Genomic DNA, 24,555 nt, shown 5'->3' on the forward strand with positions numbered 1-24,555 from the left:
ATCATATAATGATGCTTTTAGATTTTACTCCCCTGCATCCAGAGATAAATATGAACTCAACCGTTAAATATCGTGCCGATATCGATGGGCTGCGCGCGCTCGCCGTACTCCTTGTGGTGCTCTTTCACTTTGGGCTGGGATTCCCCGGTGGATTTGTGGGCGTTGATGTTTTCTTTGTCATTTCGGGATATCTGATTGGCGGCCATATTTATCAAAGTAAGCTTGCGGGCCATTTTTCGTGGGGGCAGTTTTATGTTCGCCGAATAAAGCGAATTCTTCCCGCGCTGATTGCCGTTGTGATTGCCGTCTGGCTGGTGATGTTTTTTATCTCTACGCCAGCCGATTTCAGGAAATTAGGCCGTGATGCCGCGGCGACGCTGTTGTCGGTCTCTAACGTAACGCTCTGGAATTCCATCGACTATTTCAGCCCCAGCGCCGAGCATAATCCTTTATTGATGACCTGGTCATTGGGCGTGGAAGAACAGTTCTATTTTCTCGCGCCGCTTCTGATTCTGGTGCTGACGCGTTTTGATAAAAAACTCTCTTTTTTACTGATGGGGAGCGTCACGCTGCTCTGTTTTGCCATTGCCGCCGCCGGAACCCTGCAGATTCCGCATAGCGCATGGTTTTTGACGCCGTTTCGCGCCTGGGAGCTGTTTGCCGGGGCGCTACTGGGAATGGCCCATACCCACTTTCCCGCGGCATTCTCGACAAAGGTTGATAACCTGAAATCTGTGGTGGGTGTTTTACTCATTGCCTGGTGTGCGCTTTTTTACGACGCGCAGACCTCTTTCCCTGGGCTGGGGGCGCTGCCGGTGGTGATGGGCGCCGTGTTGCTGCTGGACGGGCAAACGGCGCTTATCAACCGCCGTTTGCTAACCTGGAAACCGCTGCGCTTTATTGGACTCATCTCCTATTCACTCTACCTGTGGCACTGGCCGGTTATCAGCCTTTACCACTATCTTTGCGAAGCGGAGCCGGGGAACGGGATGCGCGTATTGCTGATTGCGCTCTCGTTTTTGCTGGCGACGATCAGCTATTACCTCATCGAGAAACCTTTTCGGGCGGCGCAGTTGCCGGCATCTCGCGTATTCTGGCGCTACGGGATGGCGATGGGGCTGCTGACGCTGGTCTTCGCCACCACCTGGCTGCAAAAAGGTTTTCCCGCCCGTTGGCCTGAGGACTTTGCCCGGATGCAGTCGGAGATAGAAGAGGCGGAAGATAGTTGCATGACCTCATACGGCAATATTCTGCTGACCGGAACCCCGCGCTGCACCGGTGGCGAGGCGCAGGAGAAAATTGCGCTGATTGGCGATAGCCATGCCGGGGCGCTGGCCGCGGCGTTTCGTCAACTGGCGCACGACCGTCATCTGACGCCGGTGATTTTTGCGAAATCGTCCTGTGCGCCGCTGTTCGGCGTGTATCGACTTGCCGATGGTTGGCCCCTGCATGACGCGCAGTGTCGGGCATTCAAGCTCGATGTCGACAACTATCTGGCTCAGGATAAGCAGATCTCGACGGTGATTCTTACGGGCTTCTGGCAGTCCGGTTTGATGGCTGGAAAAGCCCCCTGGCAGTCGGAAACGACGCCGTCATTAGGCCCTGCTCAGGCGCTGCAGCAGGGGCTGGCAGAGACCATCACGCGTTTGCAGAAAATGGGTAAGCGGGTCATTGTGCTGGGCGATGTGCCGATGATGAATTTTTCCCCGCCCAAACGCGTAATGCGCTGCTTTAGCCGGGCGTTTGCCTATGCGAACCCACAAAGCGCCGGTATGTGCGAGGTGGTGGGGCACGATAGCGTTGAGCCTGATGCCAGCGCGGCGCTGATTGGCAAGGTATCGACGAAGCTGAACGCTGAATTCGCCAGCCTGAAAGACGCGTTGTGTGACTCGGCGACCTGCCGTTTTGCGGAGAGCGCACATATTTACTACAAAGATCCACAGCATCTGACGCGATACGGTGCGGATAAAGTGCTGAAAAGCGTGGTGATGCCGCTGATTGCGCGCTAAGGCGCGGGGTCATGCAATAAAAAAGGCCACTCGTGAGAGTGGCCTAACTGTATGTATTTGCTGCTTAAATTTGGTGGCCCCTGTTGGGTTTGAACCAACGACCAAGCGATTATGAGTCGCCTGCTCTAACCACTGAGCTAAGGGGCCAATTAGCCGACGATTATAATGTAACAATGGCCGCCAATCCAGCGCTAAGCGTGCACATGCTGTTTTTATAAACAATGCATTTTCAATTCGTTATACTCGTCTCACGATGTATAGGTCGAGGATATTATGGTTAAGGACATTATCGATTCAGAGTTGCGGGTACTGTTTTGTGGTATCAACCCGGGACTGTCATCGTCTTCACTGGGCTATCCTTTTGCCCATCCAGCAAACCGCTTCTGGAAGGTGCTGCATCTGGCGGGGTTTACCGATCGCCAGCTGAAGCCGGAAGAGGCGGCGCAGATGCTGAAATTTCGCTGCGGCGTGACCAAGCTGGTTGAGCGCCCGACGGTGCAGGCCACGGAGGTGACCTTGCAGGAGCTGCACAGCGGCGGCCAGGCGCTGATTGATAAGGTTGAGCACTATAAACCTGCTGCGCTGGCGGTGCTGGGCAAGCAAGCCTTTGAACGCGGCTTAGGGCAGCGCGGCGCGACGTGGGGGAAGCAGACCTACAGGATTGGCGACACCGAAGTGTGGGTGTTACCGAACCCAAGCGGATTGAGCCGAATAACGCTGGATAAGCTGGTGGAAGCGTATCAGGAGCTGGACTCGGCGTTGAAGGCACGAGGCCTGTAGGCCGGGTAAGCGAAGCGCCATCCGGCAGAACCCGCGCAGATTGCCGGATGGCGGCGTAAAAGCCTTATCCGGCCTACCGTTCCTGCGCGGATAACAGGCAAAAAAAAGCTCCCAAAAGGGAGCTTTTTCACATTGGCCAGGGCGATTAATCGTCCAGGAAGCTACGCAGCACTTCAGAGCGGCTCGGGTGGCGCAGTTTACGCAGCGCCTTCGCTTCGATCTGACGGATACGTTCGCGGGTAACGTCGAACTGTTTACCCACTTCTTCCAGCGTGTGGTCGGTGTTCATATCGATACCGAAACGCATACGCAGCACTTTCGCTTCACGGGCGGTCAGGCCAGCCAGCACGTCGTGCGTTGCGGCACGCAGGCTCTCGGTGGTCGCGGAGTCCAGCGGCAGCTCGAGGGTGGTATCCTCGATGAAATCACCCAGATGCGAATCTTCATCGTCGCCGATCGGCGTTTCCATGGAGATTGGCTCTTTAGCGATCTTCAGCACTTTACGGATCTTGTCTTCCGGCATCAGCATGCGCTCAGCCAGCTCTTCCGGCGTCGGCTCGCGGCCCATCTCTTGCAGCATCTGACGGGAGATACGGTTGAGCTTGTTGATGGTCTCAATCATATGTACCGGGATACGGATGGTACGCGCCTGGTCGGCGATGGAACGGGTGATTGCCTGACGAATCCACCAGGTAGCGTAGGTGGAGAACTTGTAACCACGACGGTATTCAAACTTATCAACCGCTTTCATCAGACCGATGTTGCCTTCCTGAATCAGATCGAGGAACTGCAGACCACGGTTGGTGTATTTTTTAGCGATAGAGATAACCAGACGTAAGTTCGCTTCAACCATCTCTTTTTTCGCACGGCGGGCTTTCGCTTCACCGATGGACATGCGACGGTTGATGTCTTTTACCTGCTCGATGGTCAGGCCGGTTTCTTCTTCAATCTGCTGCAGTTTCTGCAGGCTGCGAAGAACGTCTTCTTTCACGTCGTGCAGCTTTTCAGACCACGGCTTGTTCATCGCGATAGCCGCGTTGAACCAGGTTTCGCTGGTTTCGTTGCCGGTGAAGAGGGTGATGAAGTTCTTCTTCGGCATTTTGCACTGTTCAACGCACATCTTCATGATGATACGTTCCTGGGTACGCACGCGATCCATCATGACACGCATGCTGTTCACCAGGTAGTCGAACTGTTTCGGCACCAGACGGAACTGTTTGAACACTTCAGACAGCTTCAGAATCTCTTCCTGAGCGGCAGCGTGGCTACGGCCTTTGGCTTTGATGGTGTCGCGAGTCACTTCGTACTGCGTACGCAGTTCGGCGAATTTCTCACGCGCCAGTTCAGGATCGATGCTGTTGTCATCGTCGCTGCTGTCGTCGCTATCGTCGTCTTCGTCTTCATCGTCGTCATCCATCTCTTCCTGAGACAGTTCGGAACCGACGTGAGTGGCGGTTGGCGCCATATCTTCTTCGGCGTTCGGGTCGACGAAACCGGTGATCAGGTCGGACAGACGGGCTTCTTCCGCTTCAACGCGATCGTATTGTTCCAGCAGATAGGTGATGGCTTCCGGGTATTCGGCAACGGAGCACTGTACCTGGTTGATCCCGTCTTCAATACGTTTGGCGATGTCGATTTCGCCTTCGCGGGTCAGCAGTTCTACGGTACCCATTTCGCGCATGTACATGCGCACCGGGTCGGTTGTACGCCCGATTTCAGATTCCACGCTGGACAGAACCTGTGCAGCCGCTTCTTCTGCGTCTTCATCAGTGTTGTTGGAGGTTTCAGCCAGCAACAGATCATCGGCATCCGGTGCTTCTTCCATCACCTGAATACCCATGTCGTTGATCATTTGGATGATGTCTTCGATTTGATCTGAATCGACGATATCTTCCGGCAGATGGTCATTGACCTCGGCATAGGTCAGATAGCCTTGCTCCTTACCACGTTGGACAAGAAGCTTGAGCTGTGACTGCGGGTTTTGCTCCATAAGACGGTATCCACACTTAATTCATTTGATTGGTGTCGGTCGGCGAACGAACCGCCGACATTTAAAGCGAGGGCGTACTTATATTAGTGCCGCTGCGCCTCGGGCGGCTGTCGGGGGCTTCCCGATAGGTATTCGGCAGTTAAGCCGTTAAATTCATTTTTTTTCCAGGGCCTGTCTGATTTCCCAGAACTCCCTGCGCTCTTCACTACTCAAACCATGCGTGCGATCGCGAGCTATCAACTCTTCCTGTCGCTGTTCAAGCATTGAATCAAAAATTCGGTTTAGCGTGTCGGTGAACATTTTTTCAACATTCTCATCCTTTATATCGTTCCAGGTTGAGAGTTTTTCAAGTGTTGCGTATTCACTTGCTCCGCGATAATTCTCTAACAGTTGGCCCGTTGTCAGGCCGGGTTGCGCCACACACAGGTTGACCAGTTCGCTGAACAGGTTGAGCCCCGGTAGCTTTGCCTGAGCCAGCCCATGCATAGGAGGTACAAGTGGTGCCAGATTTGGGTTTTGCACCAGTAGTCCTATCAGTATACGCATAGGCGTCTGTTTTATCTGCTGAGGCGGGCGTACCACGCCACTTTCTGCCTGTTTTGGCATTAAACGATCAAGCGCCGCATCGTCAAAGATGCCCAGCTTCAGCCCCAGCGTCTGGCGCAGCTGAATCCGGTGCGCGTCACCCGGCACCTGGCTTATCAGCGGCAGAGCCAGCGCGGCGAGCTGCGTGCTGCCGTCCGGTGAGCTGAGATCAACCTGCGGTAAGAGACTGTTAAATAAGAAGACGGAGAGCGGTTGTGCGTGCTCCATCCGTGCTTCAAAGGCCTCTTTACCCTCTTTACGCACCAGCGTATCCGGGTCTTCACCCTCGGGCAGGAACATAAAGCGTAGCTGACGACCGTCGGTCATGTACGGCATCGCGGTTTCCAGCGCACGCCATGCGGCGTCGCGGCCGGCGCGGTCACCGTCGTAACAGCAAATCACGTTGTTTGTCGCACGGAATAACATATGAATGTGGTCCGCCGTGGTCGACGTACCCAGCGAGGCGACGGCGTAGTTGATACCGTATTGCGCCAGCGCGACAACATCCATATACCCTTCGACAACCAGCAGACGCGGTGGTTCAGCGTTGTGCTGCTGGGCTTCATAAAGGCCATACAGCTGACGGCCTTTATGGAAAATATCGGTTTCCGGGGAGTTGAGGTATTTTGGCGTATCGTTACCGAGTACGCGGCCACCAAAACCAATCACCCGGCCTCGTTTATCGCGAATCGGGAACATCACGCGATTGCGGAAACGGTCGTATGTTCTTCCCTGGTCGTTATTGACCAGCATTCCGGCATCGAGCAGCAGCTTCCTGTTGTCGACATTTCCGCCGAAACGTTTTAAGGCGTTATCCCAGCCCGGCGGCGCAAAACCAATAGCAAACTGCTGGACAATCTCGGCACTCAGACCGCGTTGCTCCAGATACTGGCGTGCTGGCTCGGCGATGGGTTGGGCGAAGGATTGCTGATAAAAATCATTTAACCCTTCCATTAGCTGATAGAGATTCTGACGCTGGTGACGCTCTATCTGGCTAAGACCTGTTCCGGCTTCGTACGGCACTTCAAGGTTGTGCATGGCCGCCAGTTCTTCAACGGTTTCAACGAACTCGAGCTTGTCGTAGTTCATTAAAAAGTCGATGGCATTGCCGTGCGCGCCGCAGCCGAAGCAGTGGTAAAACTGCTTATCACCGTTCACGGTGAAAGAGGGGGTTTTCTCATTATGGAACGGACAGCACGCATGGTAATTTTTGCCCTGCTTTTTCAGCTTCACCCGTGCATCGATCAGATCGATGATGTCGGTGCGCGCCAGCAGATCATTAATAAATACGCGTGGGATTCGTCCAGCCATAGGCCCCGTTTATTTTGAAGACTTATAAACGAAAACAAGCCGCGCATTCCTTTCGGAAGCACGGCCTTGCAACTACAACTCGGTCTGTAACCTGAGAGCCGATGCTCTCAAGAGATTAGTACAGACGAGTACGGCGTGCGTTTTCGCGAGCCAGTTTCTTCGCGTGACGTTTCACTGCAGAAGCTTTAGCGCGCTTACGTTCGGTAGTCGGTTTTTCATAGAACTCACGACGACGAACTTCCGCCAGAACACCCGCTTTTTCACAGGAACGCTTGAAGCGACGCAGTGCTACGTCGAACGGCTCGTTTTCACGTACTTTAATTACCGGCATGTAACTCTCACCTTTAATAAATTCGGTTTGCCGCTGGCATCAACGCCAGCTTATTTCAAAATGGTGCGGAATTTTACTGCAATTGCTGTTGCTTTGTAAAGCACCGACGCGTTTTTGAACGGGACTTTTTAAGGGTGAGGAGTATACACGAGGCTGCCTGCTGGGGCGAACAATGTTTTACAAGCCGGGACAGAAAACCTACACTGCGCGGTATTGAAACGAGGTAAATCTAGCCATGCGTGTACTGGGTATTGAAACATCCTGCGATGAAACCGGCATCGCAATTTATGACGACGAAAAAGGTCTGTTAGCCAACCAGTTGTATAGTCAGGTGAAATTACACGCTGACTACGGCGGTGTGGTGCCTGAGCTGGCGTCGCGTGACCACGTGCGTAAAACGGTTCCCCTGATTCAGGCGGCCTTACAAGAAGCGAACCTGACGGCCAAAGATATCGACGCGGTGGCCTACACCGCCGGTCCAGGTCTGGTTGGCGCGCTGCTGGTCGGCGCAACCGTAGGACGCTCGCTGGCGTTTGCCTGGAATGTGCCGGCTATTCCGGTCCACCATATGGAAGGCCATCTGCTGGCGCCGATGCTGGAAGATAATCCGCCGGAATATCCGTTTGTGGCGCTGCTGGTATCCGGCGGCCATACGCAGTTGATTAGCGTCACCGGTATCGGTGAGTACACCCTGTTGGGCGAGTCCATTGACGATGCGGCGGGGGAAGCTTTTGATAAAACCGCCAAGCTGCTCGGTCTGGATTATCCCGGTGGCCCAATGCTGTCTAAGCTGGCTTCACAGGGGACGGAAGGGCGCTTTGTGTTCCCGCGTCCGATGACCGATCGTCCGGGGCTGGATTTTAGCTTCTCCGGCCTGAAAACCTTTGCTGCAAACACTATCCGCAATAACGGCGATGACGATCAAACGCGTGCCGATATCGCCCGCGCCTTTGAAGATGCGGTGGTGGATACGTTGATGATCAAGTGCAAACGCGCGCTGGATCAAACCGGCTTTAAGCGCCTGGTGATGGCGGGCGGCGTAAGCGCTAACCGTACGCTGCGCGCGAAGCTGGCGACGATGATGCAAAAACGCGGCGGCGAAGTGTTCTACGCGCGTCCGGAGTTCTGTACCGATAACGGCGCGATGATTGCCTATGCGGGCATGGTGCGTCTGAAAACGGGCGTCAATGAATCGCTGGGCGTGACCGTACGTCCACGTTGGCCGCTGGCGGAGCTGCCAGCCGCCTGACGTTCTGGCCGAGACTCGTGATAAAAAGCCCTCCTGAAGAGGGCTTTTTTGTGCGTGTTAGTCGGTGCCTTTGGGCTTGCGCTTTTTCAGGCGCGCCCAAATTTTTGTCTCCTGCCGTCGCCACAAACGCTGAATGTTGTCATGATGACGCAGCAGAATGAGGCACGACAGCATCGATACCGGGAAGGTGTACTGGGGCTTGAACCACCAGACGTAGAACGGCGCGACCAGCGCGCTGACGATGGCGCCCAGTGACGAATAACCGCTCAGCAGAATTGTCAGCAGCCAGGTTCCGGCCATTACTCCGGTTAGATCCCAGCCGATAGGGGCAATCGCGCCAAACGCGGTCGCCACGCCTTTTCCGCCCTGAAAATGGAAGAAAACCGGCCAGATATGGCCCAGGCAGGCGGCGATCGCGACCAGCCCAAGCCAGAATGGAGTAAAGCCAAGGGCATAGGCACCCCAGACGGGCAGCATCCCTTTCAGGATGTCGAAAACCAGGACGGCTACGGCAGCACCCTTGCCGCCGATGCGTAAGACATTGGTGGCGCCGGGATTACCGGAACCACTGGTGCGAGGGTCAGGTAACCCCGCGAGGCGGCAGACCAGAATGGCGCTGGAAATTGAGCCGCAAAGGTAGGCAAGGAGGATCATTCCAGGCTCGATTGCACTCATAACGCTGTTCCATTTTGAAAATGTCGAAGTATTCTCTGCATCTGTGGATAATACGCATAATTCGCCGGAAGTGGTATCCGGTTTAGCCTAAAACCAAGCAGGTCGTGATGGATATTGTATTTATAGAGCAACTTTCGGTAATCACCACTATCGGTGTTTATGACTGGGAACAAACCATTGAACAGAAGCTGGTGTTCGATATCGAATTAGCCTGGGACAACCGCAAAGCCGCCGCCAGCGACAACGTGGAAGACTGCCTGAGCTATGCGGATATCAGCGAAGCGGTAGTAAAACACGTGGAAGGCAGCCGTTTCGCGCTGGTGGAACGTGTTGCGGAAGAGGTTGCCGACCTGCTGATGTCGCGCTTTAACACCCCGTGGGTGCGCATTAAGGTGAGTAAACCGGGCGCCGTGGCGCGCGCCGCCAACGTGGGCGTGATCATTCAGCGTGGCCATAATCCTAATTAATCTCATTATTCGTCATATAACTTAAACCAAAATGATTTATACCGGTCTTAGTGCCGGGTTTATTTTATTGTTTACTTTTAAGGGTTTATTTAATGAGCGATATGCACTCGCTGCTGGTGGCGGCTATTCTGGGTGTGGTCGAAGGATTGACTGAGTTTCTGCCCGTCTCCAGCACTGGCCATATGATTATCGTCGGCCACCTGCTGGGCTTTGAAGGAGATACGGCGAAGACGTTTGAGGTGGTGATCCAACTGGGTTCGATCCTCGCGGTGGTGGTGATGTTCTGGCGTCGGCTGTTTGGCCTGATTGGCATCCACTTTGGCCGTCCTCCGGTGCACGAAGGTGAAGGCTCAGGCCGTTTGTCGCTCATTCATATTCTGCTCGGGATGATTCCGGCGGTGGTGCTGGGGCTGGTGTTCCACGACGCCATCAAATCGTTATTTAACCCGATTAACGTGATGTACGCGCTGGTGGTAGGCGGTGTCCTGCTGATTGCCGCGGAATGCCTGAAGCCGAAGGTGCCGCGCGCGGTTGGCGTGGATGATATGACGTATCGTCAGGCATTTATGATTGGCTGCTTCCAGTGTCTGGCGCTGTGGCCGGGCTTCTCCCGTTCGGGAGCCACTATTTCCGGCGGTATGCTGGTCGGCGTGAGCCGCTATGCGGCGTCGGAGTTCTCTTTCCTGCTGGCGGTGCCGATGATGATGGGCGCGACGGTGCTGGATCTCTACAAGAGCTGGCACTTCCTGACTGCCGGTGATATCCCGATGTTTGCCGTCGGGTTTGTGATGGCCTTCCTGGTGGCGCTGGTGGCCATCAAAACCTTCCTGCAGCTGATTAAACGTATTTCGTTTATTCCGTTCGCTATCTACCGCTTCATCGTCGCGGCCGCGGTATACGTGGTCTTCTTCTGATGCCGTGCCCTCAGTCTTTTGGCTGGGGGCAACGTTTTTCCTTCCAGTTGGCCACCGCCTGAATTCGGCGTCGCGTCAGTTCTTCGCGAATTTCCGGCCCTTTAAACCCGGCCTCAATCACTTCTTTGTTGCCCACGCTTCTGGCAACGGCCCACGCTTCCCGTAGCAGGCGTCCCTGTGGGTAATCACAGGCTTCGAAGCGAGTACGCCCGCGCACGTCGGCTTCGCTGGTAAGCGCAATCTGTTCTACACGCTGCGGTTTGCGCCAGGCGTCGATGGAGTCGAACAGTTTCACCAGCGTTTTCGGCTGCAGAATGGGCAGGGTATGAATCAGGTCATGGAATTCGGCGACCAGTTTTGCCAGCTCGCGCATGTCGTTCGGCACTTTCAGACGCTGGCACAGCTGCTCGACCAGCTTAACCCCCGCCGGGCCGTGGCCATGGTGACGAGGCCAGAACGCTTTTGGCGTCAGCCCCTTGCCTAAGTCGTGGCACAGCGTAGCGAAACGGACGTCAATATCCGGGCTGAGCATCGCGGCCATCGATACGGTCATCAGCGTATGCACGCCGGTATCAATTTCCGGGTGCCATTTCTCCGGGGCCGGCACGCCAAACAGCGCGTCGATTTCCGGGAACAGCACCTTTAGCGCGCCGCAGTCGCGTAACGTCTGGAAGAAGACTTGCGGGTTACGGGTGCCGAGTGCGCTTTCCGTCTCTTTCCAGACACGCTCAGGCGTCAGATGCGCCAGCTCGCCAGCGTCGGCCATTTCGCGCATTAAGGCCAGGGTTTCGTCGGCAATACGGAAGCTGAGATGGGCGTAACGCGCGGCAAAACGCGCGACGCGTAGCACGCGCAGCGGGTCTTCCGCGAAAGCGGGGGAGACATGGCGCAGGATGCGCTGCTGGAGATCGCGCTGGCCGCCGTACGGGTCGATAATCGTCCCGTCGCTGTCCTCGGCAAGCGCGTTAACGGTGAGGTCGCGGCGCAACAGATCTTGCTCCAGCGTGACGTCCGGCGCGGCGTAGCAGGTAAAGCCGGTATACCCGGAACCCGATTTTCGCTCGGTGCGCGCCAGCGCGTACTCTTCGTGGCTGTCCGGGTGTAAAAATACCGGAAAATCGCGGCCTACCTGCTGGTAGCCCGCATCAAGCATCTGCTGCGGCGTGGCGCCGACCACGACCCAATCTTTATCTTTGATCGGTAGGCCCAATAGCCTGTCCCGAACTGCTCCGCCGACCAGATAACTCTTCACGCCACGCTTCTCCTCATCATTTTCTTTCTGATAATACGAAAGAAGTCGACTTAAGGCGAGTTGGCTTAGTTCATCCAGCGATCTTTGCGTTTGCGGCTTGGAATGATGTGCGGCAGCACCAGACCGAGGATCAGGCCAATACCGAGCACGCCGCCGCCGTACATAAACCACTGCATGATGATGGTGCGCTGTTTATCATCGAGCTGCAGATTCGCGGCGTTCACCTTTTTCTGCGCCACGATAAGCTCGTTTTTCAGCTTCTGGTTCTCGTTTTTCAAACCGTTGATCACCGTATCGCTCTCAGCAACCTTTTTCTGCATTTCTGCGGTGCGCTGGTTCCAGGTGGTGTCGATGTTGTTCAGTTTGTCGGTCAGGGTTTTGACCTGATTTTCGAGATCCGGCACGCGGGTGCGCAGGCTTGGCGTCGCGGTCAGCTCTTTGAGCGGGATCCACGCGGTACGGCCGTTGCTGTCACGCACCTGGCCGTATTGGGTATTTTCGTTGGTCTGCAGCAGGGTGACTTCTTCACCCGCGTTGACGGTGCCTGCCAGGCGATAGTTATCGCCCGGGCCGCTGCGTACCCAGGTGTTCAGTTCATCGGAGACGTACCGCTTTTCATCGGCGTGAGCGACGGTAGAAGCAGTAAGTGCAAGTAAAGTAATGGCAATTAAGCGTAATTTTGGCATCAGATCATCGTTTTTGTCATAAAAGTGGAACGATAGTAGTGGCAACAGTCTGACGACGCAAAGCATTCTGCGGCAATCGGAATCCTCCAGGAGGAAAAATTGCATCAGCTGTTGGCCTGACAAATTGCGCATTGCATGGCAATTTGTCGCAAAATACTATCTACTGACAAAAAGAATACCTGTAAGTTCGCCGTAAAGGTATTTCCCGGCAACGAAACCATAAGAATTCAGTCATGGCTCAAGAAATCGAACTCAAATTTATCGTCGATGGCGCTGGCGTTGAGACGCTGCGCAACCACCTTCACACACTGAACGCAGAGCACACCCCGCCGGGGCAGTTGCTGAATATCTATTACGAAACTGCCGATAACTGGCTGCGCCGCCACGATATGGGGCTGCGTATTCGCGGCGATAACGGTCGTTACGAGATGACCATGAAAATCGCCGGTCGCACCGTGGGCGGCCTGCATCAGCGCCCGGAATACAATATCGACATCAGTACGCCCGAACTGGCGCTCGACAAACTGCCTGCCGAAGTGTGGCCGAACGGCGAAATGCCCCAAGGGCTGGCGGAGCAGGTCAATCCGCTGTTTAGCACCGACTTCTACCGCGAAAAATGGGTGGTGAAGCACGGCAAAAGCCAGATTGAAATCGCGCTGGATCAGGGCGAGGTCAAAGCGGGCGAGCATCAGGAAGCCATTTGCGAACTGGAACTGGAGCTGCTGAGTGGTGAAACCGCTGACGTGCTGGCGCTGGCGAAGCAGCTGGCCGAGACCGGCCTGCTGCGTCAGGGCAGCCTGAGTAAAGCCGCGCGCGGCTACCATCTGGCGCAGGGTAACCCGGCGCGAGAGCTGCAGCCGCTGACGATTTTAACGCTGCCGCCAAAGGCAACGGTAGGCCAGGCGATGGAGGCGGCGCTGGAAAAAGCGCTGGCGCACTGGCAGTACCACGAAGAGCTATGGCTGCGCGGTAATAAAAAGGCGAAAACCGAAGTGGTTAACGCGCTGGGCCTGGTACGTCATATTCTGACGCTGTTCGGCGGCATTGTGCCGCGTAAAGCCAGCGCCAGCCTGCGCGATGGGCTAACCCAGGTTGATGCGCTGATGGCAAGCGATGCCTCTGCGCATGATGCGGTCTTCAGCCGCGAAACCGCGCTGACCAAACTGGCCTACACCGAGTGGCTGGTAACGCGCGGCTGGCAGGCGTTCCTCGATGCTAAAGCCGAAGCCAAACTGGCCGATTCGTTTAAACGCTTTGCCGATATTCATCTCTCCCGTCAGGCCGCCGAGCTGCGTAAGACGTTCGCCTATCCGTTGGGGGATAGCTATAGCGACCAGTTGCCGCGTCTGACGCGCGACATCAATACCGTTCAGCTGCTGTCGGGTTACTACGACTACGAACGGGCGGCGCAGTGGTTGGCCAACTGGCAGGGCCTGCGTCACGCCATTGAGACGCGCCAGCACATTGAAATTGAACATTACCGCAATGAGGCACTGTCGGTTGAGCCGTTCTGGTTACACAGCGGCAAACGTTAATTAACTTCAGGGAACCCGTGTATGACGCCGCTTTCTTCGCAGTTACAGCAGCACTGGCAAACGCTCCTGGACCGCGCCCCGGAAGATTTTCCCCTTGGGGCGCTGAGTACCGAAGCGCAGGCTGTTTTCACCTTTAGTGATTTTGTTCAGCAAAGTTTAACGGCGCACCCCGAGTGGCTGGCGTCGCTGGAAAGCGAGCCGCCGCAGGCGGACGAATGGCGGCAATACGCGGGCTGGCTACAGGCCGAACTGGCGGAGGTTTACGATGAAGCGGCGTTGATGCGCGCGCTGCGTCTGTTCCGTCGGCGGATAATGGTGCGCATCGCCTGGTCACAGGCGCTGTCTCAGGTTTCCGAAGAAGATACGCTTCAACAGCTTAGCCACCTGGCGGAAACGCTGATCGTCAGCGCCCGTAACTGGCTGTATGACGCCTGCTGTCGCGAGTGGGGCACGCCGTGCAGCGCTGATGGCGTTCCGCAGCCGCTGCTGATCCTGGGTATGGGTAAGCTGGGCGGCGGCGAGCTGAATTTCTCCTCTGATATCGATCTCATTTTTGCCTGGCCGGAGCATGGCAGCACCCAGGGGGGGCGTCGTGAACTGGATAACGCCCAGTTCTTTACCCGCCTGGGGCAGCGGTTAATTAAGGTGCTCGACCAGCCCACCCAGGACGGTTTTGTCTACCGCGTGGATATGCGGCTGCGCCCGTTCGGCGACAGCGGCCCGCTGGTGCTGAGCTTTGCGGCGCTGGAAGATTATTACCAGGAGCAGGGGCGCGACTGGGAGCGCTATGCGATGGTCAAAGCGCGGATCATGGGCGATGACGACGGTGTTTACACCAGCGAGCTGCGTGCGATGCTGCGGCCCTTTGTCTTCCGTCGCTATATCGACTTCAGCGTGATCCAGTCTCTGCGCAACATGAAAGGGATGATCACCCGCGAAGTGCGTCGCCGTGGCTTGAAGGACAACATCAAGCTGGGCGCGGGCGGCATTCGCGAAATTGAGTTTATCGTTCAGGTCTTCCAGTTGATTCGCGGTGGCCGCGAGCCTACGCTGCAAAGCCGTTCGCTGCTACCGACGTTGACCGCCATTGAGGCGCTCAATCTGCTGTCAGAAAACGATGCGCAGGTGCTGCGTGAAGCGTATCTGTTCCTGCGTCGCCTGGAAAACTTGCTGCAAAGTATTAACGACGAGCAGACGCAAACGCTGCCCGGCGACGATCTTAACCGCGCGCGTCTGGCGTGGGGTATGCATTTTGCCGACTGGGAGACGCTCACGGAGCGGCTGGATGCGCTGATGGCGCAGGTGCGACGGGTGTTTAACGAGCTTATCGGCGACGATGAAGAAAGTTCGCAGGAAGAGCAGCTGTCGGAGTCCTGGCGTGAACTGTGGCAGGACACGCTGCAGGAGGATGATTCACCGGCTGTGCTGATTCATCTGAGCGACGACGATCGTCATCGCGTGTTGTCGCAGATTGCCGATTTTCGCAAAGAGCTGGATAAGCGCACCATCGGCCCGCGCGGTCGTCAGGTGCTGGATTCACTGATGCCGCATCTGCTCAGCGAAGTGTGCGCCCGCGAGGACGCGCTGGTGCTGCTGTCGCGCATTACGCCGCTGCTGAGCGGCATCGTCACCCGAACGACCTATCTGGAACTGCTGAGCGAGTACCCCGGTACGCTGAAGCACCTGATTCGCCTGTGTGCGGCTTCGCCGATGGTGGCCAGCCAGCTGGCGCGCTATCCGCTGCTGCTGGACGAACTGCTTGACCCGAACACGCTGTACCAGCCGACGGCTACCGACGCCTATCGCGACGAACTGCGCCAGTATCTGCTGCGCGTGCCGGAAGAAGACGAAGAGCAACAGCTGGAAGCACTGCGTCAGTTTAAACAGGCGCAGCTGCTGCACATTGCGGCGGCCGATATCGCTGGCACGCTGCCGGTCATGAAGGTCAGTGACCACTTAACCTGGCTGGCCGAGGCGATGATTGACGCTGTGGTTCAGCAGGCGTGGGTGCAAATGGTGGCGCGCTACGGCCAGCCGACCCACCTGCGTGAACGCTCCGGTCGCGGTTTTGCGGTGATTGGCTATGGCAAGCTGGGCGGCTGGGAACTAGGGTACAGTTCGGATCTCGATCTGGTGTTCCTGCACGATTGCCCGATGGATGCGATGACCGACGGTGAACGTGAAATTGACGGTCGTCAGTTCTACCTACGTCTGGCACAGCGCATTATGCACCTGTTCAGCACCCGCACCTCGTCCGGTATTCTGTATGAAGTGGATGCCCGTCTGCGCCCGTCCGGGGCGGCCGGGATGCTGGTGACCACCGCCGAAGCGTTTGCCGATTATCAGCAGAACGAAGCGTGGACCTGGGAGCACCAGGCCCTGGTGCGCGCCCGCGTGGTGTACGGCGATCCGCAGCTTCAGCAGCAGTTTGACGCGATCCGTCGTCAGATCCTGACCAATACGCGCGACGGCGCGGCGCTGCAAACCGAAGTCCGCGAGATGCGGGAAAAAATGCGCGCTCATCTCGGCGGCAAGCAGCGCGACCGTTTCGACATTAAAACCGATGCTGGCGGTATCACCGATATTGAGTTTATCACCCAGTATCTGGTGCTGCGCTACGCTCACGAGAAACCGAAGCTGACCCGTTGGTCGGATAATGTGCGCATCCTCGAGCTGCTGGCGCAAAACGACATTATGGACGAGCACGAAGCGCATGCGTTGACCCGCGCTTACACTACGCTTCGCGATGCATTGCATCATCTGGCGCTTCAGGAGCTGCCGGGCAATGTGGATCTGGCGAGCTTCGTTAAAGAGCGCGAACTGGTGAGCGCCAGCTGGCAGAAGTGGCTGGTTCAACCGTGAAATATGCTATTATCGCGCGAAAATTTTGATTCTCTCAGGAGACACGAATGAAAGTGACGCTGCCGGAATTTGAACGTGCAGGAGTAATGGTGGTTGGCGATGTGATGCTGGATCGCTACTGGTATGGCCCAACCAGCCGTATTTCCCCGGAAGCCCCGGTGCCGGTGGTCAAGGTGGAGACTATCGAAGAACGCCCTGGCGGCGCGGCGAACGTGGCAATGAACATTGCTTCCCTGGGCGCAAATTCTCGTCTCGTGGGCCTGACCGGCATTGACGACGCGGCGCGCGCGCTGAACAAAGCGCTGGCCGACGTGAACGTCAAATGTGATTTCGTCTCGGTGCCGACGCACCCGACGATCACCAAGCTGCGCGTGCTGTCACGTAACCAGCAGCTCATTCGTCTGGATTTTGAAGAAGGGTTTGCCGGCGTGGATCCGCAGCCGCTGCATGACCGCATTCAGAGCAGCCTACCTAATGTCGGTGCGCTGGTGCTCTCCGACTACGCCAAAGGCGCGCTGGAAAGTGTGCAGCAGATGATTAAGCTGGCGCGTCAGGCGAAAGTACCGGTATTGATCGACCCGAAAGGGACTGATTTTGAACGCTATCGCGGCGCGACGCTGCTGACGCCGAACCTGTCCGAGTTCGAAGCGGTAGTGGGTAAATGTAAAAGCGAAGAAGAGCTGGTTGAGCGCGGCATGAAGTTGATTGCCGATTTCGATCTTGCCGCGTTGTTAGTGACTCGCTCCGAGCAGGGCATGACGCTGCTGCAGCCAGGCAAAGCGCCGCTGCATCAGCCAACTCAGGCGCAGGAAGTGTACGACGTGACCGGCGCGGGTGATACGGTGATTGGCGTGCTGGCGGCGACGCTGGCCTCCGGTAAGACACTGGAAGAGGCCTGTTTCTTCGCTAACGCCGCCGCGGGTGTCGTGGTGGGTAAACTCGGGACGTCAACCGTTTCGCCTATCGAGCTGGAAAACGCCGTGCGCGGTCGCGCGGATACCGGTTTTGGCGTGATGAGTGAAGAAGAGCTTAAGCACGCGGTGGCCGCCGCGCGTCGTCGCGGTGAGAAAGTGGTGATGACCAATGGCGTGTTCGATATTCTGCACGCGGGCCATGTTTCTTATCTGGCGAACGCACGCAAGCTGGGCGATCGTCTGATCGTGGCGGTCAACAGCGATGCGTCAACCAAGCGTCTGAAGGGCGAGTCTCGCCCGGTAAACCCGCTGGATCAGCGGATGATCGTGCTGGGTGCGCTGGAGTCGGTAGACTGGGTGGTCTCGTTTGAAGAAGATACGCCGCAGCGCCTGATTGCCGGGATCCTGCCGGATCGCCTGGTGAAGGGCGGCGACTATAAGCCAGAACAAATTGCCGGTAGCGAAGAAGTGTGGGCGAACGGTGGTGAAGTGCTGGTGCTGAACTTTGAAGATGGTTGCTCAACGACCAATATTATTAAGAAGATTCAGAAGGATAGCGGGAAGTAACGCTTCGCGCTTCCCCTCACCCCGGACCTCTCCCCAAAGGGGCGAGGGAGAAAACCGAACGTTCCCCTCTCCCTTTTGGGGAGAGGGTTAGGGTGAGGGGGCAGTTCTGATTACTCTTTTTCTTCAGCAACTGGTGCCGTGTCGCGGTTTTCCAGCTCGCTAATCCGCTGTTCCAGCAGCGCCAGCTTTTCACGCGTGCGCAGCAATACCTGCGTTTGTACGTCAAACTCTTCACGACTCACGACGTCAAGGCGCGTCAGCTGAGACTGGATCACCTGGCGAACTTTCTTCTCAATGTCATCCCCGAACTCTCGCAGACCTTTCGGCATGGATTCGTGGACCTGGCGGGCGATTTGTTCAATTTTCTTCGGGTCGATCATCTCTGTTTCCCTGATTCTGTCGGCATTACTGCTATTGTAGTGTCTTCTCCCCATACGATAAACCAGAATTGTTCGAAGCTTATGCATTGCCGAAGATAGTCATTAGCGTTATAGTGAGTACGCTTATTCTCAGGGCGGGGCGAAATTCCCCACCGGCGGTAAATCAGCTACGCTGAAAGCCCGCGAGCGCTTCTTGTGAATTCAGGAAGGTCAGCAGATCCGGTGTAATTCCGGGGCCGACGGTTAAAGTCCGGATGGGAGAGAGTAACGATTCAGTTGGGTTTAACCCGCTCGCGTTATCTATTTGCCGCTTGTCGGCACTCCTAAGACTGCCCTGATTCTGGTAACCATAATTTTAATGAGGTTTTTTTACCATGAATCAGACGCTACTTTCCTCTTTTGGTACTCCGTTCGAACGCGTTGAAAACGCACTGATTGCCCTGCGCGAAGGCCGCGGCGCGATGGTGCTGGACGATGAAGATCGCGAGAACGAAGGCGACATGGTTTTTGCCGCCGAAAACATGACCGTTGAACAAATGGCGCTGACTATCCGTCACGGTAGCGGCATCGTTTGTCTGTGTCTGACCGACGAACGTCGTAAACAGCTGGAGCTGCCGATGATGGTGGAAAATAACACCAGCGCCTACGGCACCGGTTTTACCGTCACTATCGAAGCGGCACACGGCGTCACCACCGGCGTTTCCGCCGCTGACCGCCTGACTACCGTTCGCGCGGCGATTGCCGATAACGCGAAACCGTCCGACCTCAACCGTCCGGGCCACGTATTCCCGCTGCGCGCGCAGCCAGGCGGCGTTCTGACCCGTGGTGGCCACACCGAAGCGACTATCGATCTGGTGAGCCTTGCTGGCTTCAAACCGGCGGGTGTTCTGTGTGAACTGACCAACGACGACGGTACCATGGCGCGTGCGCCAGAGTGCATCGAGTTTGCGAAGAAACATAACATGGCGCTGGTGACCATTGAAGATCTCGTGGCTTACCGTCGTGAGCACGAACGTAAAGCGAGCTAAGCCCCACTGCTGATGCCGGGAAGCCCGGCGTCGCAGCGCTTTCTTATCTTAAAGGCCGGGTTATCCCGGCCTTTTTGTCGCTAGTTGTAGTTGATCTTGAACAGTACGACCGATTCGAAGTGTCCCACCTTGACCTCTTCCTCCGCTATTTTAGACAGCTCAGCCGTGTAGTTCTGCGTCATCGTTAATAGCGATCCGGTAAAGTCGGCGTATTCTTCATACTGGTTAAATGTGTAGGGCCTGTGGTTATCGCTGTTAAGGATTTTTAGCTGCAGGCCGTTGCCAATCAGCAACGAGGTATCGTCTGCTGACAGGGTCTCTGTGGTGTAAAACGATGAGTTGACCTTAAAACCATCGGCACAGGTTCCGTCCTGACTTTTATTCGTGGTGACGGAGAAGGTGCGAGTTATCGCACCACTGGCGATCTCGTAGGGATTAAATGACCCAAAATCAATGATCTGGTTGGCAGGTTCAATATTGAACGTCACGTTACAGTCAAGGACGCGAATGTTTTCCAGTCCGCTGACGTGGTATTTCAGGTTGGCGGCATCCGGACTCTGGTTCCAGCCATCGGCGCCGTCAAACTGCACGAGGGTAAAGCTGCCGAGCGTACTCTGGTAGTCGTGTGCCGGCATTGCTTTGATTTTCACGTACAGCCGCATACGCGCGATAAACGTTCGCGAGTAGTGAACGTCATCGGCATTTTTACTGCATAATCGCTCTTCCCAGCCGGAAGCCCGAATTTGCGCCGCCGTAAATTTTTCGTAATAGGCATTATCAATACAGGTGTTGGTATCAATCCCTACCGCACCCTGTGTCGTGTCGTAATCGACGCCCGCATAGGTCACTCCGAGCTGATAGTAAGGATCGTCCGTTGAAGAGTAGGGGTTTACCCATGCATAAACGTCTTCGCCGACTCGCCCGTTGCCATCCATTTTATCGCCGTTGTCGCAGTACACCGGGACTTTAATATCGCCGCTTTCCCAGATTTTATCGCCGACCTGGGCGTTATCAGGAACCGCAAATTCTTCTATCGTTTGATATTTATCCGTTGGGCCGCCCGATGCGCCAAGATAGCAATGCACCGCCCATGCGGCCTGAAATGGGCTGAGTAACAGCGCCAGCAGGAGCAGTGATGACAGACGGCGGATCATTTTTTCTCCTCCGAGGCGGTGGCTGTGCAGCTGCTGCGGCAGCTTAGCTGCAGCATCCGGAGCGCACCGTAATCATCCATATAGCCAATGTAGAAACTCGGGCCGTCGTTCGGGCCGGTATTCAGACTGGCGGATCCAAATGGCGGCAGCATGGTGGTTTTAAAACCGGGCGTCACGCCGCGCAAATCTTTGCCGAAATAGGCCAGCGTAATGTAGTAGGGCGTGGGGTTCTGTACCTCTAACGTTTTACCGTTCAGGCGAAAGGTCATCGCGTGTTCTTTTTGGTCCCCCGGCTTTTTCTTCAGAGAGGCGGGACGCCAGAACATTTTGATTTTTGACTGCATAGCTACCTGCACCACCGCGTGATTTTCAGCGGTATCCGGCGCAGGCGGAATTTCCCGAACATTGTAATAAAACAATGACTCCCGATCTGTGGGGAGCGTTGATACGCCGCTCTGTTTGATGATACGAACCTGAGTCATCGCGCCGGGCTCCAGGCGCTGCATTGGCGGCAGGGCGGCAAAAAAGGCATCGCTCTTATTGCCCTTTTCATCTTCGATCCACGAGTAGGCCAGATAGGGGAGATCTTTACTGGCATTGGTTAATTTCAGGCTTGCCGCTTTGTTGTCGCCGTTGAAAATCACCCGAGTGCGATCCGGTGAAACAGCGGCCTGGCTGGTGAAAGATAGCGTGAGTAACAGCCAGAGAAGTCCTTTCATAGGTGTCATTTCTTCATCCTTAATCAATGACAAGGCAGGATTAACTGCCGGGGAAGTTGAGAGAGAGAATCGGGTAAGGTGATGCGACAGGTGATACTGCCCCATTGCACGCGGAAGGTTTTTCCTTCATTAACGCCGCTCAGCCAGACGTGTCCTTCTTCGCTGACCATGCCAACATCGGTTTTGCCATCATCGTCGTACACCACCGCGCCCAGCGGCGGATATTTGCCCTCGGCGGTGCGAATGATGGCGTTGATATCCAGACCCGCGCGCGAAGCCAGCGGTTTATAGCCAATTGCGCCTTCCGTCCAGGTTTCCCGCAATGTATTTTCCGCGACCGTTACGCCATCAGGCAGGGCCTCGAGGTTAACGGCGACGGTGGTGGGCTGATAGCTGGAGATCATTGGCACCACCGCGTAACCAAAGCGATTGGTGGTGTTAAAGTTCCCCTGAACCGGGATATCGGCAATGCCATCGGTGCTGACCATCAGCCGCGGTTCGTTGCCCATACTGCGTCTGTGCAGCGCCGCCCCGTGGCGGGTCGCAGTAAAGGAGCCGCTCCAGCTGGCGCTCGCCGAGGTGTAATCGCTGGCGGCGTAGCTGCCGGCGAGCTGGAGATCGCCGATACTGGAGAGGTGCTGATAGTTGCCGCGAAACTGAGCGCCATTATCCGGTTTATCGCTGGCCGCGCCGGCCGATACGCCCCAGGTGTTGCGTGCATCTGAGGAGTCGTACCAGGAGACGGTGTGAGTGGTGTTGTCGCTGTTACGCATGTCATAGCTTAAGCGCTGGGCGAAGCCGAACGGAACGGAGACGGAGACGTAAATCTGGTTGTCGTTATCACTCTCTTCGTAGTGCGTCGTGCTGAAGGTGGTCGTCAGCGAAATGTTTTTCCAGCTCCCGACGTCGAAGTTAAACCCGGCGGTGATGCTCGCCGAGGTCGATGAATCGCCATCCCACCACAGCTGGCGCAGCGCGGTGACGTACAGATTCATATTCAACGGCTCAATGGGCTGACTGGCGGAAATGCTGATGGTCTGTTTTTCGTCCTGGGTATCGCCGTCGTTGAGCTGGTGGTCGATAAAATTGGCGTAGCTATGGAACGTGCGTTCGGAAAAACGATAGGCTGCAAGCGATACCTGGCTGTCGGTAGCGTCAAAGCGTTTGCTGTAGTTCAACCGGTAACTGGAACCCTTATCTTCTTCCCCGTTATCAAAATGGCTGACGGCGTGGGTGACGTCAAACGAGATGGCTCCCAGCCACAACATGTTTTGCCCGATACCGAGCGCGGCGGAGCGGTAGTCGTTGCCCGCGGTGAGGATGCCGCCGTACAGCGAGGTGTTTGACAATACGCCCCACGAGGCTTCGCTGCTGATAAACGTATCGTTGATGACGCTGTGCGACAGGTCCGGACGCATGCGGCCCGAGGTAACTTTATAGCGAATCTGTCCCTTGCGGGTTAAGAATGGGGTGGAGGCCGCAGACACCTGAAAGGTGTTAACCCGGCCATCTTCTTCGGTTACCTCGACGTCAAGCGTTCCCTGCACCGATTGATTGAGGTCGCTAATCATAAAGGGGCCCGGTGCGACTTTGGTCTGGTAAAGGATCCTGCCCTGGTGCCTCACTGTGACGGTGGCGTTAGTTTGCGCTACGCCGCTGATTTGTGGCGCATAGCCGCGTAATTCCCAGGGTAGCATACGGTCATCGCTAATCAGCGATGCGCCGGTATAGGAAAAACCGTCGAAAATATCCGAACTAAAATCCGTTTCACCGAGCGTCAGCTTTGCGCCGAGCGTTGTCAGCGGACGAAACAAATAGGTACGGGAAATCGTGCGCGACGTAGTGGTGTCTTCGTCGTCGCGGGTTTGGCTCAGCTGATAGTCACTGCGTAAACGCCATGCGCCGAGGTTCACACCGCCCGTGCCGTAGGCGTTCAGGTTTTCACTATGCTCGCCGTCATGGGGACGATAGGTGCTGGCGAAAAGATTGTAGTCCAGCAGAAAACCAGCCACGCCATCATTCCAGGTAGCGGGAGGCATCCAGCCATTGGTTTTCCACGCGACCCATGCCTGGGGAATGGCGATATTCAACTGTTGTTGCGCCATATCCAGCGTGAAGGTGATCTCCGGGTGGGCGCGAAAATCCACACAACCGTTTTCGACGGGCAATGAATGATAAAAATCTTCTTTCAACCCCATGCCTTCTGCCAGATCGACAGGAATACAGGGTAAAACGTCTGCGTCCTGTTTTCTCCAGCGGAGTAAACGGCCGGAGGAAATTTGATTTTTATTGACGGTCACGGCCACAAAATAATTTCCTGGCAGCGTGGTCGGTTTATCTTTGAGCAGGGATATATCAACGCTGTCACGCATGGATTTATCCAGTACGTTAAGGTTGAATTCAGTGGCGCTTGCGGAAAATATAAATAATAAGCCGCAGCAAGATACAGCAATTTTAGCGGTATTCACGGCATCCCTACCTGATTTATCTAATAAAGGGTGGCGGTCGCCGCCACCCTGGATAGATTACTTATATGACAGTACGTAAGTGGCATTTGAAGCCACTGCGCCTGGTGTGGCAGGTGTGGCTTTTGTGCTATCGACCAGTTCCATATAGGCCTGGAATGGCAGGGTTTGTTCGGAGGATGCCTGCACCAGCGTCACTGTTTTCGCGGTGCCGAGAGTAATATTCTGACCCTCGCCATCCAGCAGGCGGACGCCGACGCCCGTCGCGCCACCGGTCATGGTGTTGGAGAGCAGGTTCTCACCTTCAGTAGTCACCGCAGTACTGGTAAAGGTCACATCCACTTTGGTGACTTTCGTTTCGGTGCCTTCGCCATTGTCGGAGTTCGGTAGATCGCAATCGACCAGATGAATACTGGCATCAACGGCATCAGAGTGGCCCTTTGAATTGATGTAGCTGGCCGGCACTTCACCGAGATCGACCTGCTTGTCAACGTCTTCCGCTTTGATAGCGCAAGGCGCGCTGATGACATCACCGGTAAAGGTAATTTTGCCCGAGCCACCGTCGACTGCGGCGAAAGCGGAAGAAGAGGTTAACGCTGCCGCAACCATCGCGAACAGCACAGTTTTTCCCATTTTCATATCAAGGTCCTTGATTGTAGCATTGCTGGTTAATTATATTTAC

The 24,555-nt window shown here is 55.8% G+C and carries 20 protein-coding genes, 1 tRNA gene and 1 riboswitch; of the genes, 9 read left to right on the forward strand and 12 right to left on the reverse strand.

What is annotated here, in order from left to right:
• The first annotated feature begins 50 nt into the window (after positions 1-50).
• Positions 51-2,009, forward strand: a complete 1,959-nt coding sequence (locus NNN71_RS15095) for an acyltransferase family protein (protein WP_271458831.1) — start codon at positions 51-53, stop codon at positions 2,007-2,009.
• A 71-nt stretch (positions 2,010-2,080) separates the two neighbouring features.
• On the opposite strand, the gene NNN71_RS15100 is transcribed toward NNN71_RS15095, so the two are convergent.
• A tRNA-Ile gene (locus NNN71_RS15100) sits at positions 2,081-2,156 on the reverse strand.
• 126 nt (positions 2,157-2,282) lie between these two features.
• Between NNN71_RS15100 and mug the strand changes: the two genes are divergently transcribed.
• On the forward strand, positions 2,283-2,789 hold the full coding sequence (gene mug / locus NNN71_RS15105; RefSeq protein ID WP_271458832.1) for a G/U mismatch-specific DNA glycosylase: 507 nt from the start codon (positions 2,283-2,285) through the stop codon (positions 2,787-2,789).
• Positions 2,790-2,934: 145 nt separating this feature from the next.
• On the opposite strand, the gene rpoD is transcribed toward mug, so the two are convergent.
• From rpoD to rpsU, 3 genes are all read right to left on the reverse strand, one after another.
• Complete coding sequence (gene rpoD, locus NNN71_RS15110; protein WP_163447860.1) at positions 2,935-4,779, reverse strand: RNA polymerase sigma factor RpoD; 1,845 nt, start codon at positions 4,777-4,779, stop codon at positions 2,935-2,937.
• A 153-nt stretch (positions 4,780-4,932) separates the two neighbouring features.
• A complete protein-coding gene (gene dnaG / locus NNN71_RS15115) occupies positions 4,933-6,675 on the reverse strand; it encodes a DNA primase (protein ID WP_163447861.1) in 1,743 nt (580 codons plus the stop codon).
• Positions 6,676-6,790: 115 nt separating this feature from the next.
• The gene (rpsU, locus tag NNN71_RS15120; protein WP_001144069.1) at positions 6,791-7,006 is read right to left on the reverse strand and encodes a 30S ribosomal protein S21; all 216 of its coding nucleotides are present in this window, start codon (positions 7,004-7,006) and stop codon (positions 6,791-6,793) included.
• 235 nt (positions 7,007-7,241) lie between these two features.
• Here rpsU and tsaD point away from each other — a divergent pair, with 235 nt between their 5' ends.
• Complete coding sequence (gene tsaD, locus NNN71_RS15125; protein WP_064542267.1) at positions 7,242-8,255, forward strand: tRNA (adenosine(37)-N6)-threonylcarbamoyltransferase complex transferase subunit TsaD; 1,014 nt, start codon at positions 7,242-7,244, stop codon at positions 8,253-8,255.
• A gap of 57 nt (positions 8,256-8,312) precedes the next feature.
• Here the strand turns inward: tsaD and plsY are convergent, their stop codons facing one another.
• The gene (gene plsY, locus NNN71_RS15130) at positions 8,313-8,930 is read right to left on the reverse strand and encodes a glycerol-3-phosphate 1-O-acyltransferase PlsY (protein ID WP_163447862.1); all 618 of its coding nucleotides are present in this window, start codon (positions 8,928-8,930) and stop codon (positions 8,313-8,315) included.
• A 107-nt stretch (positions 8,931-9,037) separates the two neighbouring features.
• On the opposite strand from plsY, the gene folB reads away from it, so the two are divergent.
• Entirely contained in the window at positions 9,038-9,397 is a 360-nt protein-coding gene (gene folB / locus NNN71_RS15135) for a bifunctional dihydroneopterin aldolase/7,8-dihydroneopterin epimerase (RefSeq protein ID WP_065356078.1), read from the forward strand.
• 92 nt (positions 9,398-9,489) lie between these two features.
• Complete coding sequence (gene bacA, locus NNN71_RS15140) at positions 9,490-10,311, forward strand: undecaprenyl-diphosphate phosphatase (protein ID WP_065356077.1); 822 nt, start codon at positions 9,490-9,492, stop codon at positions 10,309-10,311.
• A gap of 10 nt (positions 10,312-10,321) precedes the next feature.
• Here the strand turns inward: bacA and NNN71_RS15145 are convergent, their stop codons facing one another.
• Positions 10,322-11,563, reverse strand: coding sequence for a multifunctional CCA addition/repair protein (locus NNN71_RS15145; RefSeq protein WP_163447863.1), 1,242 nt, complete (start codon positions 11,561-11,563; stop codon positions 10,322-10,324).
• Positions 11,564-11,628: 65 nt separating this feature from the next.
• Entirely contained in the window at positions 11,629-12,249 is a 621-nt protein-coding gene (locus NNN71_RS15150; RefSeq protein WP_163447864.1) for a TIGR04211 family SH3 domain-containing protein, read from the reverse strand.
• A 233-nt stretch (positions 12,250-12,482) separates the two neighbouring features.
• Here NNN71_RS15150 and NNN71_RS15155 point away from each other — a divergent pair, with 233 nt between their 5' ends.
• Genes NNN71_RS15155 through hldE form a run of 3 tightly spaced genes read left to right on the forward strand, consistent with a single transcriptional unit; the run spans position 12,483 to position 18,127 of the window.
• Positions 12,483-13,784, forward strand: a complete 1,302-nt coding sequence (locus NNN71_RS15155) for a CYTH domain-containing protein (protein WP_271458833.1) — start codon at positions 12,483-12,485, stop codon at positions 13,782-13,784.
• A gap of 21 nt (positions 13,785-13,805) precedes the next feature.
• Positions 13,806-16,646 (forward strand): bifunctional [glutamate--ammonia ligase]-adenylyl-L-tyrosine phosphorylase/[glutamate--ammonia-ligase] adenylyltransferase, encoded by a 2,841-nt coding sequence (glnE, locus tag NNN71_RS15160; protein ID WP_271458834.1) that lies wholly within the window; start codon positions 13,806-13,808, stop codon positions 16,644-16,646.
• 47 nt (positions 16,647-16,693) lie between these two features.
• Positions 16,694-18,127 (forward strand): bifunctional D-glycero-beta-D-manno-heptose-7-phosphate kinase/D-glycero-beta-D-manno-heptose 1-phosphate adenylyltransferase HldE, encoded by a 1,434-nt coding sequence (hldE, locus tag NNN71_RS15165; RefSeq protein WP_163447867.1) that lies wholly within the window; start codon positions 16,694-16,696, stop codon positions 18,125-18,127.
• A gap of 110 nt (positions 18,128-18,237) precedes the next feature.
• On the opposite strand, the gene ubiK is transcribed toward hldE, so the two are convergent.
• Positions 18,238-18,507: a ubiquinone biosynthesis accessory factor UbiK gene (gene ubiK, locus NNN71_RS15170; RefSeq protein WP_163447868.1), complete on the reverse strand. Its 270-nt coding sequence runs from the start codon at positions 18,505-18,507 to the stop codon at positions 18,238-18,240.
• 121 nt (positions 18,508-18,628) lie between these two features.
• A riboswitch (FMN riboswitch) is annotated at positions 18,629-18,777 on the forward strand.
• Between the two features lie 104 nt (positions 18,778-18,881).
• On the opposite strand from ubiK, the gene ribB reads away from it, so the two are divergent.
• A complete protein-coding gene (ribB, locus tag NNN71_RS15175; RefSeq protein WP_163447869.1) occupies positions 18,882-19,535 on the forward strand; it encodes a 3,4-dihydroxy-2-butanone-4-phosphate synthase in 654 nt (217 codons plus the stop codon).
• An 80-nt stretch (positions 19,536-19,615) separates the two neighbouring features.
• Here the strand turns inward: ribB and NNN71_RS15180 are convergent, their stop codons facing one another.
• The 4 genes from NNN71_RS15180 to NNN71_RS15195 are packed head-to-tail and all read right to left on the reverse strand — an operon-like array spanning position 19,616 to position 24,512.
• Complete coding sequence (locus tag NNN71_RS15180) at positions 19,616-20,689, reverse strand: type 1 fimbrial protein (RefSeq protein WP_271458835.1); 1,074 nt, start codon at positions 20,687-20,689, stop codon at positions 19,616-19,618.
• On the reverse strand, positions 20,686-21,417 hold the full coding sequence (locus NNN71_RS15185) for a fimbrial biogenesis chaperone (RefSeq protein ID WP_271458836.1): 732 nt from the start codon (positions 21,415-21,417) through the stop codon (positions 20,686-20,688). Before NNN71_RS15185 ends, NNN71_RS15180 begins: the two co-directional genes overlap by 4 nt.
• Before the next feature lie 14 nt (positions 21,418-21,431).
• Positions 21,432-23,876 (reverse strand): fimbria/pilus outer membrane usher protein, encoded by a 2,445-nt coding sequence (locus NNN71_RS15190; RefSeq protein WP_271458837.1) that lies wholly within the window; start codon positions 23,874-23,876, stop codon positions 21,432-21,434.
• A 57-nt stretch (positions 23,877-23,933) separates the two neighbouring features.
• Positions 23,934-24,512 (reverse strand): fimbrial protein, encoded by a 579-nt coding sequence (locus NNN71_RS15195; RefSeq protein ID WP_163447873.1) that lies wholly within the window; start codon positions 24,510-24,512, stop codon positions 23,934-23,936.
• Between the last annotated feature and the right edge of the window lie 43 nt (positions 24,513-24,555).

Source organism: Kluyvera sp. Awk 3 (genome assembly GCF_028069715.1).
GTDB lineage: Bacteria > Pseudomonadota > Gammaproteobacteria > Enterobacterales > Enterobacteriaceae > Kluyvera > Kluyvera georgiana_A.